11 protein-coding genes are annotated in these 13214 nt (G+C 49.6%); 4 read left to right on the top strand and 7 right to left on the bottom strand.

Features of this window, described 5'->3' with window-relative positions:
- Positions 1-96: 96 nt before the first annotated feature.
- Positions 97-1716 (bottom strand): response regulator transcription factor, encoded by a 1620-nt coding sequence (locus tag PVOR_RS27615; protein WP_006212868.1) that lies wholly within the window; start codon positions 1714-1716, stop codon positions 97-99.
- Positions 1691-3478: a cache domain-containing sensor histidine kinase gene (locus tag PVOR_RS27610; RefSeq protein WP_006212867.1), complete on the bottom strand. Its 1788-nt coding sequence runs from the start codon at positions 3476-3478 to the stop codon at positions 1691-1693. Before PVOR_RS27610 ends, PVOR_RS27615 begins: the two co-directional genes overlap by 26 nt.
- 25 nt (positions 3479-3503) lie before the next feature.
- Between PVOR_RS27610 and PVOR_RS32700 the strand changes: the two genes are divergently transcribed.
- The gene (locus PVOR_RS32700; RefSeq protein ID WP_268741816.1) at positions 3504-3638 is read left to right on the top strand and encodes a hypothetical protein; all 135 of its coding nucleotides are present in this window, start codon (positions 3504-3506) and stop codon (positions 3636-3638) included.
- A 3-nt stretch (positions 3639-3641) separates the two neighbouring features.
- On the opposite strand, the gene PVOR_RS27605 is transcribed toward PVOR_RS32700, so the two are convergent.
- Positions 3642-4478, bottom strand: a complete 837-nt coding sequence (locus PVOR_RS27605) for a carbohydrate ABC transporter permease (protein WP_006212866.1) — start codon at positions 4476-4478, stop codon at positions 3642-3644.
- Positions 4475-5440 (bottom strand): carbohydrate ABC transporter permease, encoded by a 966-nt coding sequence (locus PVOR_RS27600; protein WP_006212864.1) that lies wholly within the window; start codon positions 5438-5440, stop codon positions 4475-4477. Before PVOR_RS27600 ends, PVOR_RS27605 begins: the two co-directional genes overlap by 4 nt.
- Positions 5441-5816: 376 nt before the next feature.
- On the opposite strand from PVOR_RS27600, the gene dcuS reads away from it, so the two are divergent.
- From dcuS to PVOR_RS27585, 3 genes are all read left to right on the top strand, one after another.
- Positions 5817-7430, top strand: coding sequence for a DcuS/MalK family sensor histidine kinase (gene dcuS, locus PVOR_RS27595; RefSeq protein WP_006212863.1), 1614 nt, complete (start codon positions 5817-5819; stop codon positions 7428-7430).
- Positions 7427-8146 (top strand): response regulator, encoded by a 720-nt coding sequence (locus tag PVOR_RS27590; RefSeq protein WP_006212862.1) that lies wholly within the window; start codon positions 7427-7429, stop codon positions 8144-8146. The genes dcuS and PVOR_RS27590 overlap by 4 nt, the downstream gene beginning before the upstream one ends.
- 163 nt (positions 8147-8309) lie before the next feature.
- Positions 8310-10019, top strand: a complete 1710-nt coding sequence (locus tag PVOR_RS27585) for an SLC13 family permease (RefSeq protein ID WP_006212861.1) — start codon at positions 8310-8312, stop codon at positions 10017-10019.
- 178 nt (positions 10020-10197) lie between these two features.
- Here the strand turns inward: PVOR_RS27585 and PVOR_RS27580 are convergent, their stop codons facing one another.
- From PVOR_RS27580 to PVOR_RS31170, 3 genes are read right to left on the bottom strand one after another with little or no spacing between them, the layout of a single operon-like run.
- Positions 10198-12108 (bottom strand): hypothetical protein, encoded by a 1911-nt coding sequence (locus PVOR_RS27580; RefSeq protein WP_006212860.1) that lies wholly within the window; start codon positions 12106-12108, stop codon positions 10198-10200.
- 15 nt (positions 12109-12123) lie between these two features.
- A complete protein-coding gene (locus PVOR_RS27575) occupies positions 12124-13059 on the bottom strand; it encodes a hypothetical protein (RefSeq protein WP_006212859.1) in 936 nt (311 codons plus the stop codon).
- Positions 13052-13204, bottom strand: coding sequence for a hypothetical protein (locus tag PVOR_RS31170; protein ID WP_006212858.1), 153 nt, complete (start codon positions 13202-13204; stop codon positions 13052-13054). The genes PVOR_RS27575 and PVOR_RS31170 overlap by 8 nt, the downstream gene beginning before the upstream one ends.
- Positions 13205-13214 lie beyond the last annotated feature (10 nt).

The following is a 13214-nucleotide window of genomic DNA, read 5'->3' as shown; positions in this document are numbered from 1 at the left end:
CGTAGTGGACAAATCAACAAATCGTTTCAGTATTTTACGATTATCGAGTGAAGGGGGCCATATGCTTAACGCCAGGAATAATCGGGAACTCTTCATTCAGGCTTTGTGGAACTCGGTCGGACTGCGTCCGGTATGCTTTTTGAACAGGGTGGTGAAGTACGGAACATTCCGATAACCGACCCGCTCGGCGATTTCGGCGATCAGCAGTTTTTTCTCGAGAACCATGCGCTTGGCTTTTTCCATTCGGACCCTGGTTAGATAATCGCCAAAGGTTTCGCCTGTAAACTGGCGGAATAACGTGCTGAGATAGTTTTTGGAGATATAGACCTGGTCGGCCAAATCCTGAAGGTGGATGTTCTCGGCATAATGCTCATGAATGTATTGGATGATATAATCGACCGTTTCCTTATGCTTGAGGTTCTCGTTAGGCGTGTAACGCGAGCAGATTCGTTTCACTTTCTCCGCTACCCATGCTTTCCACTGCAACGCATCTTCCATTTGGTCCAGCTCTTTGGTCAAGTCCGTGAGAGGCAGTTCATCGTCGAGCCGGATGCCGGACTCATACAGGGTGAAGGAGAGGATGGCGAACAGCTGCGTTCCGATGGCGGTAAGCTCTTCGGGTTGGAGCTGGGCCGCGCCGTTATCCCTGCGGAAGAAATCATCCAGCGCCAGCAGCGCCCGGGGCTCATCGAAGGTTCGAACAGCGTCGGTCATCTCCTGGAAAAATCGCACCGGCCGTACGCTCCGTGCTGCTGAATGCCGGAAACCGCCTTCGTTATAAACGTAGACACTGGGAAAGGCGACATCCGGTTCGCGCCGCTCGGCGAGTGCCTGAAATGCTTCTTCGGTAGAATCGGGGATGGCAAGCCAGTCATCCTTGCGAAGACCTGCCCCGATGTGCAGCTTGACCTTGAGGAATCGATGCACAGATGAATTGATTCGCCCTGCCAGTGCCAGAACTTCCGAGCGGAACGCCTCTGTCGGCCAGGAGAGGGGCTTATACAGCAGCAGTGCCATATGGTGACTATGCAGCTCCAGGAAATAGCTGCGCAGCCCATCCTGGCCGGCTAGCTCCTCGACCGTGTTGCCCACGGCGAAACGGAACAGGTGCCAGTCACGGACGGAGATTCCCTCCATACGTCCTTGCCGCTTGATTTCTAAGGCCAGCATCATGAATTGGGCATTCTTCCAGCCGAGCCGTTCCAGCATTCGGGAGGGATCTGTCAGCGGGGAGGGTGTTCCTCCGGTGAGGGCGGACTTGACCCATTCCCTTTCCAGATAAGGCTCATACTGCATAAGCTGGGTTTGAATCTCCTGCTCTCTGTGTTCCAGCGCTCGGCGTTCCGCAAGCTCGCGGGTGACGCGCTGCAGCACCTCGCGGATCGTGGTCGGTGAGGCCGGCTTCGGTAAATAATCATCAACCTGAAGCCGAAGCGCTTTACGAGCGTAGTCAAAATCCGAGTACCCGCTCAAAATGATGATTTTGCCAGCGTACTGCTGCTTACGGAGCTGTTCAATCATATCGAGACCGTTCATCACCGGCATATAAATATCCGTAATGACAATATCGGGCTGAGTCGCTTCAATCAGCCGAAGTCCTTCTTCACCATCTAGAGCCTCCCCGACAGGCCGGACTCCGAGCTGCTCCCAGGGAATCAGCCGGGACATGCCGCTGAGCACTTGCCGGTCGTCATCCACGATAGCGATGGTCCACATGTATTCCTCCCCCTTCCTGATCCCGCGGCTGATTTACCTTCGGCCAATAGATCTCCGCTTCGGAGCCTGGCGCATCGGTACGGTTGCGAAGCGAAACGCCAAAGGGCGGGCCGAAATAAACCTGTATGCGCTCCTTTACATTGCGGATCCCGTATCCGCCCGTGGGATGGCGTTTACGAGTCTTCCAGTCTTCACGCAGTCCGATGCCGTCATCCCGAATCCAAATCCGGATGCCTCGGTCCTCTTCCATGCAAATCAGATGAATCCGGCCCTGGCGTCTGCCATGAAAACCATGCATAACGGCGTTTTCTACAAAGGGCTGCAGGGTCAGCTTCGGAATCATCAGATGCCGTAATTCCTCCGGGCAATCGATGTGCCATTCCAATTCTTCGCCCCACTTGAACTGCTGGATTTTCAGAAAGCAATCCACGTGCAGAAGCTCTTCCTGAAGCGTAATCATGGATTCGCCGCCTGACAGCCCGATGCGGAACATCTGTCCCATCAGCTCGAGCACTTGGCTGATCTTCTCCTGGCCAGCTTCAAGGGCCATCCAATTCAGCTGATCCAGCGTGTTGTAGAGAAAATGGGGGTTAATCATCGCTTGCAGCGCCTTAATCTCCGCTTCGCGCTGTGCTTTATACTGCTGCTCCAGGGATTGATACAGGGTTTCGATCCGCTCGGTAAGCTTGCGGTAGCCGCTGAACAGGCTGCCGAATTCGTTGCGGTATTCTGTCGGCAGCGGCTGTCCGCGCTTCTCGGGATTAAACGCCTGCATCAGCTGAACGAGCTTCCGGATCGGCCGCGTGAAATTCCGGGATAGGAACATTGTGAAGAACAAGGACAGCAGAATGGCGGCGGCTCCAACTACAGCCATCGTCCACGCCAGACGTACACTTCCGCTGGTGATGTCCTTCCAGGGCGTAAGCTCCACCAGCATCCAGCTGCCCGGGGACGTCCGGGACCATACGGTGAGCATGCTCTTCTCCGGCAGCGAGCCGGCGGCAGCCAGCACCTGATGCGCTTGGCCGGTGTCCCCGTCGACCCGCTCCAGGATGGCGTTGATTTCCCCGGGAGGCGGAGCAATCCGGGTGTGCATGATCATCCGGCCGCCGGAGTCGAGCAGCAGTCGGCTGGCCGAGGAGTTGTCTTCAGTCAGAATTTGCTGCAAAAATTTAACCCGGACATTGATGATCAGAATCCCCCGGTTCACGCCGTCCAGCGTGGTGATTTTACGGATAAAGCTGATTACCTGCTGCTTCCCCTGCGGGGAACCGACCTCACGCTGGCCGATCCAGACAAAGTCGGACTTATCCACGGCCGGATACCAGCTCTCCCGGCTGGCCGAGGCGAGAGGGAGGTACTGAATGTTGGCGTTGGGGTCGACCTGAAGCGGATCATTCATATAAATCTGAAAGGAGAACATCGAGCGAGAGCTATTCAGCATCGGCGCCAAATAATCCCGGTTCAGCTCGTCCCTCGCTGTCTTTCGTGCATAATAATCTCCGTTCATCGTTACATAGTTGACCAGAGGCGAGTTAATGGACACGGCTAACGAGGTTTGCTCCACAGCACTCATATGGTCGGTAAGCTGCTTGTTGAGCTGCTGCAGCACCGCCTGCTGGTACATGGAGGTGCTGTCCGCCTGCTCAGCTGCCGAGAACCGATAGCTAACGATCATCATGATCGTGATGAGGACCGCGACAAAACCGGCAAAGCTGAAGAAAAAGACGTAATCGATGCGGAACGTGCGAAACGGATTCATGCGTTTTTCCCTCCTCTTGGTAGCTGTGAGGACTCTGCATTCGCTCTGCTGCCTCAAAGCCAACGTTGACGGAAGCCGAATGAACGAGACCGTCCGGCTTAACCGCTGCCTGAAGAAGAGCTGGAATAAACTTGGCACAGCGATCCGTTTACCGATCTGAAACCTAACCTTTCAGCCCGGTTGTGGCGATCCCTTCCACGAAGTGCTTTTGCGCCAGAAAGAAGATGACAACCGGCGGCAGCACGGAGAGCAGGGATACGGCAAGCAGTTGTCCCCACGGAACGGCTGACTGGGAATCGATGAACATCCTGAGCGCGAGCGGGACGGTATACTTGTCCACAGTATTCAGATAAATCAGCGGGCCGAAATATTCGTCCCAGCCCCAAATAAACGAGAAAATCGTGACCGTAATGAGCGCCGGGAGAGTCAGCGGCATGATGATGCGCAGATAAATGCCGAACCAGGTGCAGCCGTCGATTTTTGCTGACTCATCGAGCTCTCGCGGAATACCGCGGATGAATTGGACAATCAGGAAAATAAAGAAAGCTCCGCCCATGGCTGACGGGATGATCAGCGGCAGATAGGTGTTGATCCAGTCGAAGGAATGGAACATCGTATACTGCGGGATGAGCGTGACCTGCCCCGGAAGCATCAGGGTCATGAGCAGGATGGAAAACCATAATCCCTTCAGCGGAAAGGTCAGCCTAGCGAAGCCGAAAGCCACCAGGCTGGCTGAAATTACGTGAATGATCGTGGTCGCCACGTTGAGCTTGAGGCTGTTCATAAAGAAGCGTGTAAACGTATACTTGGGCAGTGCCATCCAGCCTTCCGTATAATTTTGCCACAGCCATACCTTGGGGAACAGGGTGGGCAGACTGATTTCTGGTGTGGACTTAAAAGAAGCGCCGATCCACCAAAGCACGGGATAGAACATCACAAAACAGAACGCAATCATCAGCACATGGACCAGCCAATTTTGTTTATTATGAGCCCCTGTCATTTGCGACCCTCCGTTTCAGTTTCGTAGAACACCCAGTATTTGGATGCGACAAAATTGAGCGCTGTGGCAATGCCGATGATAACGAGCAGTATCCAGGCCAAGGCCGAAGCGTAGCCCATCTGCAGCGAACCGAAGGCTTTATTGTAGAGGAACAAGGCAAACATCTCGGTTGAATTGACCGGTCCTCCATTCGTGACCACAAAAGCCGAAGTGAACATCTGGAATGCGTTGATGATGCCCATGATCAGATTAAACAGGATGACCGGGGATAACATGGGCAGGGTAATCCGGATAAACTTGCGGAACGGCGATGCTCCGTCCACGGAGGCAGCCTCATATAACTCACCAGGGATTTGTTTGAGACCGGCAAGGAAGATAATCATCGATGAACCGAACTGCCATGCCGTCAGCAGCACCAGGGTGGCAAGGGCGGTGGAGGGGGTGCCAATCCAGTTTTTGGGGGCGATTCCGACCCAAATCGCGAGATGATTAATGAAGCCGTTCAGGCCGAAGATATTGCGCCACAGCACGGCCACCGCCAAGCTTCCGCCGATCAGAGAAGGCAGGTAGATGATGGTCCGGTAGAAGGAGATTCCACGGATGTTCCGGTTCAGCAGCAGGGCTACAGCCAGCGCAGCCAGCAGTTTCAGCGGCACGGAAGCGATCACGTACAGAAAGGTCACCTTCAGCGAATTGAAGAAAAGCCGATCTTGGGAGATATCCTGGTAATTCTTGAGTCCGATCCAGCGGGCCGGCTCCAGCAGCGAATACTCGGTGAAGGATAAATAGAAGGATTGGATGATGGGCCACAGCTGTAAAATGAGAAAGCCCAGCAGCCAGGGTGCGATGAACAGGTAGCCGGCTAACGGAGCGTTCCAGCGTCCTTTGAACCTTTTGGTAATCGCTTTCATCTTTTTGTCCAGTTCGACCTTACCCGCCGACTGTACCGTTTGTGGATTCATGATTGATTAATCTCCTCTCGCCTATTGATAGCTCCCATTGTATCCTGATGAAAATGTGGCCTGTAGGCGAAAGATGCACAAATTCTTTCATTATTGAATGATGATTAGGAGTGAATTCAAGGTAAATTGCAGGGGGATGTTTTAAGAGTATCTTTTCTGACGATGGGTGTTCAGCACAAAGGACTGTAAAAAGCATTAAAAGCATGCCGGTTACTATGGGCGTCAAGCAGTTGAGTTAATGTGCTGAGGAGAGGTCTGCAGAATCACAAAATCCTTATTTCACAAGGGTTTTGTGACATCGTTGTCGAATTTATCTGCAAGGAAAACCGACTCCACTACATTTTATCAAAACAAGATAGAAAGGTGACCAAGATGGATGGTACACGGTCTCAAAACATTTGTTTTTTCGAATAGACCTTATAAACTAAAAACGCTTATCATTTTACTGGTAACCGTTGTGCTTGCGGTGTCTCTTATTTTGACAGGTATACTTATTGCAAATGACTATGCAACTACAACCCAGAGAAATCTCGAAGATAAAGCTAAAGCGATTGCAAGTGCAGTGGGGCACACCTCCACCACTCTGGAAAGCCTGCGCAATGGAAGTTATGGCGGTGCGGTCCAGACTTATACAAAGGATGTTCAAGCGGACACAAACATTGAGTACATCGTGGTCATGGATATGAATAGCATTCGCCTCTCTCATCCTAACGAAGAGATGATTGGCAGAAGGTTTGTAGGAGGAGACGAAGGGCCAGCCCTTGCAGGAGAAAGCTATACATCGGTCGCTCTCGGCACTTTGGGAGAGTCGATGCGTGCCTTTGTGCCAATTTGGGACGGAGCAGAGCAGGTTGGCGCAGTGGCGGTGGGGATGGCAAAGGATAAAATAAATGATGCGGTTTTTCATAGTCAAAAGATTATCCTTTTCGGCATGAGCATTGGTTTGGCTGCAGGCTTAGTTGGTGCACTCCTGCTGGCGCAAAAGGTCAAGAACACGATGCATGGGCTGGAGCCGGCTGAAATAAGCAAACTACTGGAGGAAAAGGAAGCGATGCTTGCTTCCGTTCGTGAGGGAGTAGTGGCTATTGATGAAAAGGGGATCATGGTGGTGGCCAATCCGGCAGCGCGGGATATATTTAAGAGGGCTGGTCTTGGAGTCGATCCTATTGGGAAAAATGTGCAAGAAATTATGCCAGAATCAAAGCTGCAGGAAGTTCTCATTCATCAAAGAGCAGAGATGGACCAGCCGCAAAAACTTAACAATCTGGAAATCGTCGTAAACTGTGTTCCTGTTAAGGCAGCAGGCAAACTCGTAGGAGCACTGGCTACGTTTCGTGATAAGAGGGAGTTGACAAGCATGCTGGAGCAATTATCAGGGGCCAAAAATTATGCAGAAAGCCTTCGGGTTCACACGCATGAGTTCATGAATAAGCTTCATGTGATATCAGCAATGGTACATACAGAATCTTACAAGGAATTGCTGGAGTATATAAAACAAATTTCAAATTACTATCAAAAAGATGTAGGCTGGGTCTCCAACTATGTGAAAGACCCTGTGTTAGCAGGATATTTGCTTAATAAGCTCACCTTTTTACAGGGTCATGATGTCAAAGTCACACTTACAGGGCAAGAAGCGTGGCCTTCCATTGCACGGTCAGAAGTTCTGGATGCGCTTACTACCATAATAGGAAACAGTTTGGACAACGCCTATGAAGCGATGGCCGGGCAGGAAGAAAAAGAAATAACGGTTGAATTGTCTTCAACCAAGGACGGCTGGCTTGAATGGACGGTGCGTGACAATGGCCCAGGTCTATCGGAAGAGCTTCCAGGGGAATGGATCAGAAAAGGAAGTTCTACCAAAGGAGAGGGACGGGGCTACGGCATGCATCTAATCCACAAAGCGGCGGCAGACACAGACGGCACTGTGCATATATCATCAAGGAAAGGAGACGGGATGAAATTGACGGTGCGCATCCCATACCAGGCATGATTCAGGTCTTGATTATTGAAGATGATCCGATGGTAGCAAAGTTTAACGGAATGTACGTGGACAAGGTGTCAGGATTTGAATTGGCAGGAACGGCAGATAGAGTGGAAGCGGGATGGGAGATTCTAAAAAATAAAAAAGTTGATTTAATTTTACTTGACGTATATCTGGCGAACAAGAACGGGCTTGATTTACTCGTTGATGTACGGAAATCTAACCATTCAGTTGATGTTATCGTTGTCTCTTCCGCGAATGACCAGGGCTCTATACAAACGGCTCTTCGTTACGGGGCTGTTGACTATTTAATCAAGCCCTTTGATTTCGAGCGGTTTCAAGAGGCGCTTATGCGATACAAGTTCAGATATATCCATTTGCAAAAAGAAGGAATTCAGCAAAAAGAGCTGGATGAATTATTTCATCAAGGGAACGGGAACAAAGAAAGAACTGAGGAGAACTTGCCCAAAGGGATTACAAAAGAAACATATATTCGTGTTCTACGTGAGCTTCATGGGCTGGAGGGCTGGTTTTCCACAGCTGCGTTAGCTGAGGTAACAGGGATTTCAAGAGTCTCGCTGAGAAAATATCTGCGCTTCCTGGAGGACTGCAACATACTGCTTAATGATGTCAGCTATGAAGGCAGCGGCCGTCCACTTCATCGCTACAAGCTTAGTCAGGAGGGGCATGATTACGTGCTTTCTATTCTGCAAAAAACCAGATAAAAAATGAAGTTCATGCAGCTCGTTTGCAAATTTGCAACGAGTTTTTTCATGTTCACACACTTTTTTTAGTTACAAAAAACCAGATATTAGTTACAAAACCTATACGGAAAGGCAAATATATAAGAGAATTATCGAAAGCGCTTACAAAATGGAGGGGTAAATGATGAGACAACTGGCTTTGTCAGCTTGGCGCAGCCTGTGGGCACAGCACAAACGAACAAAAAACATACTGAATGTATTCTTCTATCGGAATCAATCAGCAGCTGTGCCAGAACCTAAACAAGCATCAGACAAGATAGCTATTCAACATAACGAAGAAAATGCTGTTGAGGATATGAAGAGTCAAGAACCGAATGAAAACTCCAATAAGCCGTACTCAAAAGCTCAGCTGATCGGGCTTATACTGGGGCCAGCCTTGTTCATATTGACGATGTTATTTTTCCAACCTGACGGACTGTCCACGGAAGGGAAATCCGTGCTCGCCGTTACGTTATGGATTGCCACATGGTGGATTACAGAGGCGATCCCTATACCGGCTGCATCATTGCTGCCGCTCATACTTCTTCCTGTTACAGGAGCGATGCAGGGCAGTGAGGTGGCATCATCATACGGCAACGATATTATTTTTCTGTTTCTGGGCGGTTTTTTCATTGCTACGGCGATGGAAAAGTGGAATTTGCATAAAAGAATGGCCCTATTTATCATCTCGATGATCGGTACCAGCACACAGCGTATCTTGCTAGGTTTTATGGTTGCAACTGGATTTTTATCGATGTGGGTGTCAAATACCGCGGCTGTTATGATGATGGTCCCAATGGGCCTTGCGATTACCGCCCAGGTTGCCAGTGCTTTGAAGGGAAGGCCGGAAGAAAAGGATCTGCCGAAATTTGAGAAGTCCCTTATTTTTGCTATTGGCTATGCAGGAACGATCGGTGGACTCGGGACATTAATCGGCACTCCGCCTAATATTATTCTAGCTGCCCAAATGAATGAGTTATTTGGTATTACCATTTCCTTTGCCCAGTGGATGCTGTTTGCCGTACCCGTTGTCATTGTAATGCTGTTCTTCACATGGTTTTATTTGGGGAAAATGAAGTTCAACACGTCCATTAAACAACTTCCAGGCGGAAGAGAATTGATTCAAAGCGAGCGCGGAAAACTTGGCAAGTTATCCTTTGAAGAAGGTATGGTTGGCGCGGTGTTTGTATTTGCTGCATTTATGTGGATCACTCGTGAGTTTTTATGGGTAGAAGATGGTTTACTCATCCCAATTCCCGGGATCTCGGATGGGATGATTGCAATTATGGCAACCGCACTTTTGTTTATGATTCCAGCTAAAGCAAAAACAAGCTCTCGTATTTTAAATTGGAGTGATTCGAAGGAAATTCCGTGGGGTGTACTCCTTCTTTTTGGAGGCGGCTTGGCTATTGCGGCAGGGTTCCGTTCCAGCGGCTTATCTGACTGGATGGGTGAGCAGTTGACCATACTCAATGGTTCTCATCTTATTGTTATTATTTCATGTGCTACACTTCTCATCATCATGATGACCGAGATTACGTCCAATACGGCAACAGCAACGATGATCTTGCCTGTCGTAGCTGCCCTTGCCATCGCCCTTGGTATTCATCCATTCGCTCTTATGGTGCCTTGCGCCATGGCGGCCAACTGCGCCTTCATGCTGCCTGTCGGCACGCCGCCCAATGCGATCATATTCGGCACGGGGAAAATAAAGATTATTGACATGGTTCGCGCAGGTTTCTCCGTTAACATTTTTGCCACAATCATTATTATCCTTGCCGTGTATTATTTGCTTCCCATCGTTTTTGGGTTTGATCTTACCGTTGTCCCTGAAAGTTTCTTGAATAAGGCATAAAGAAGCCACCCCACTTCTACATCTGCATCTGCATAGCTTGATGAAAGTGGGGACCTCTTTCGGTATCGTTTATACGCTTTAATATGTCTTGCCGATATTTCCTGTTATTTCTCTTCCATCTTGAATTCATCCTTGTCAATAGGATGAATTCATTGTGACAGGCCTTCATTCTTATGACTCATTCTACCGATTCTACCTGAATGACAGGAACCTGCGTGAGTTTAGCAGTTTCAGTACTGTCACGACTCTCACTGTTGTCTGGTTGGGCATCCTCAGGATTGATGACCTCGGTGGGGACGGAATCTCCTGGAATATCCGTTTCCTCCATGGAATCGCCCTCAGCTGGTATATCCTCCGGTTCGGTCGGGTCGGAGGCAGGAGGATCCTGGCTGCCTGGTATCTCCATCTGCTGATACTCGCTAAACGTTCCTATAATGCTTGCACTCCCCGCAGGGAAATCCAGCTCGCCTCTTAAGATCACATAGTGGCCATCCCGTTCAGCAAGGGCTTCACCATAGCCCCCTGCCAGGATATTGATGGTGAAGCGGACTTTCTTGTTCCGGTGACTTTCGATATCAGCAATATCGATGTCGGTATAATTGGGCTGAAACCCTGTGAATCCGTATTGATCTCCCTGACGCTCGAAGATGGCGATCTCTTCCGGGCTTGCTCCTTCGAAGTTGGTAACCAGCAGAGACTTATCCGGAAGGATTTGATAGCTTTCGGCGGTAAACTGGAACAGCGGAATCAGATTGGAAGCCCTGGCTTCATAGGCTGAATACCATACCAGATCGGTTCCTGTGCCACCTTCCACCAGGACGACCGGATTTGTCTCCGTGCTGAGCGATTCTTCAATTGAAACTTGGCGGATCGCGATTTCAGACGGGAAATCATGATTTTGGAATAATTGCACGCTTTCATCGGCGTTTAAAACCGCTAGATAGATGATATTCCCTTCATCGACTCCAATGGCATATGCCAATCCCCCGAAACGTTTCCCGCCTCCGCTGACATAACTAAAGCTGCCTTGAATATCTGCCATATTGAACAAACGAATGGGATCGTGAATAGTCCAGGCCAATTTTGCAGCTTGCAATGGTCTGCTCATATCCTGGTACCCGGACAGCGCTTCATAGAGCGCTACAGCTTCCTCGTAGTTCTGCTCTGTTACCATTTCATCCGCAGCCAGGATCCACCGGTTGATCTGATTCTGAATATACTCCAGCATATCCGAATTCTGTTGATTACTCCGATTCAAGTAGTCTCTGTAACCCTTGGCGTGTGAAACAAAGTCTGCCGGCCGTTCCCGCTGTGCATCCTTTTGCAGCATGGCAAGCACAAGTTCATCTGTCTTGCCGCTCACCCAAGCAGCCTTCACTGAACGGCTGGCATATTCGGAGCTTATGGCATGGGACCAGTTTAGCAGCTCGGCGTAATGTCCGGCTCCTGCCAACCGGGTCATTACCGTCTCATCGTAACGCTGGAACAGGCTGAGCAGCTTCTCATCCTTCTGCTTCTCGCCGCCATAGAATGAGTCCGGGATGCGAAGCAAGTTCCATTTAAAGCTGTTGTCATCATACTGCAACTCTTCAAGCTGCTCGTCGGCCTGGCGGTTAAACAAACCGATGAATTGCAGGAAAATTCGCTTCACATCATCGGGTATGCCATAGAACGCAACAATTTCATCGTAATACGAAGCATATGATCCCTGGTGCCCCGTCAGCTTCTCCTCCGCATCAAGCAACTCGGCATATACGTTCATGAAGGCGGAAAAGTCGCCTGCTTCTCCCACTTGATTCAACCGTTGATCTAGAGAGGAGAGATTCTGCTTCATAGACGTAATGGGGGCGAGCTCCTGAAGCCTTGAGGCCAGCAACGCTTCTTTATATAGAAGGGAGTGGTTTCGGCTTGCCTTCTGATACCACTCCTCAGCCTGAACGAGTTTCTTCTGAGCATACAATCGTTCGGCTTGCGCCATTGTCTGGATTTTTTGATAGATATGAACGCCCTTATATCCAATCAACAACAGTAGGACTATACATAGAAAAAAATACAGATTACGCAGGGTTAGCGTGTTTTTTATCGTCATAACGGTATAGCCCCTCTAATCCCATTTTTGAAAATCAGGGTCCGAGCGGTATTGTTCATTATAAATGGCAGATACCCGGTCCCGCAGGCCGTTCCACGACAAGCCGGGATTGCGGCGTACGATCTGATACAAGCGGAGGAAGCGATATCTTGGCAGTCCATCCGCATAGCGGCTAATAAAATCAGGGAATGTGTCGATATATTTTTTCTTCCGTACCGCTGCTCCGGTAGCGTCAATCATAATTTGCCTGCCTTGCTCCATCCGCAAAATGTCAGCTTCATGATCGAGCAGGTAACGGATGGCTTTACTGTTAATCAGTTCCCGCTTGATTTTGGCGATTTCACCAATATAAGCGGCCAAGTCCGGATCAAACTCATTCAGCAGCAGCGGTTCAAGTTCAAGCTCCATATCCTTGCGCAGGCTGAAGGTTTGCAGAAGAACGATCTGCTGCAGGCGGATTCGGTCATTTCGGACCAGGGAAGAAATTTCCCTGACGATCTCATACCCTAGTTGGGCATCTTCCTTGATGGCGGCAGCAGCCGTTGCTTTGTTCAGATCTAGGCCATCAAGAATCTGTTTTTGATGACTTCGTATTAACTTGTCCAGAGCATGCAGGGTCTCCGTTTGCAGCACTCGCCGCTGGATCAGCCATAACCATACGAGCAGGACCACCATACAAGCAAAGGAGATCACGATCTGCAAGAAGGTCTGACTAAGAAGTACGGCAGAGAGTCCTATAATATAGAAGAGAAGCCGGTCACTCTGCATGGAACGCTTGGCCTTTTTCTCTGCAAGCTCCATCACGTGGACCAGCGAGTGGCGTTTACAGAACGCGCAGCTGTCTTCCCACAGAATCGTAAAATTGTGGCAATGTTTGCAAACCCTTAACTTTTGGTAGACATATCTCGTTTTAATATAGGGACGAAGTTGTACCGGCTTTTTCTTATCCATGCCGTTCCCTCTTTGAATTGGCGACTTCTAGCAGCGTTTGGTGCAGCTGCTCCGGTGTCGGGGCGTTCTTCTTACGTTTGAAGTATGCCGTGATCTTGATGATGACAAAAAGAAACAAAATCCCGAGACATCCGTATGTAATCATATACCTATTC

Origin of the sequence: Paenibacillus vortex V453 (genome assembly GCF_000193415.1) — a bacterium.
Classification (GTDB): Bacteria; Bacillota; Bacilli; order Paenibacillales; family Paenibacillaceae; genus Paenibacillus_AQ; species Paenibacillus_AQ glucanolyticus.
This window is presented reverse-complemented; position numbering and strand designations above follow the sequence as displayed.

Coding starts and splice junctions, on each gene's coding strand:
- dcuS (WP_006212863.1), top strand. CDS start 5,817: ATGGTACACGGTCTCAAAACATTTGTTTTTTCGAATAGACCTTATAAA.
- PVOR_RS27600 (WP_006212864.1), bottom strand. CDS start 5,440: ATGAATCCACAAACGGTACAGTCGGCGGGTAAGGTCGAACTGGACAAA.
- PVOR_RS27610 (WP_006212867.1), bottom strand. CDS start 3,478: ATGAATCCGTTTCGCACGTTCCGCATCGATTACGTCTTTTTCTTCAGC.
- PVOR_RS27585 (WP_006212861.1), top strand. CDS start 8,310: ATGAGACAACTGGCTTTGTCAGCTTGGCGCAGCCTGTGGGCACAGCAC.
- PVOR_RS27605 (WP_006212866.1), bottom strand. CDS start 4,478: ATGACAGGGGCTCATAATAAACAAAATTGGCTGGTCCATGTGCTGATG.
- PVOR_RS27580 (WP_006212860.1), bottom strand. CDS start 12,108: ATGACGATAAAAAACACGCTAACCCTGCGTAATCTGTATTTTTTTCTA.
- PVOR_RS27575 (WP_006212859.1), bottom strand. CDS start 13,059: ATGGATAAGAAAAAGCCGGTACAACTTCGTCCCTATATTAAAACGAGA.
- PVOR_RS27615 (WP_006212868.1), bottom strand. CDS start 1,716: ATGTGGACCATCGCTATCGTGGATGACGACCGGCAAGTGCTCAGCGGC.
- PVOR_RS31170 (WP_006212858.1), bottom strand. CDS start 13,204: ATGATTACATACGGATGTCTCGGGATTTTGTTTCTTTTTGTCATCATC.
- PVOR_RS27590 (WP_006212862.1), top strand. CDS start 7,427: ATGATTCAGGTCTTGATTATTGAAGATGATCCGATGGTAGCAAAGTTT.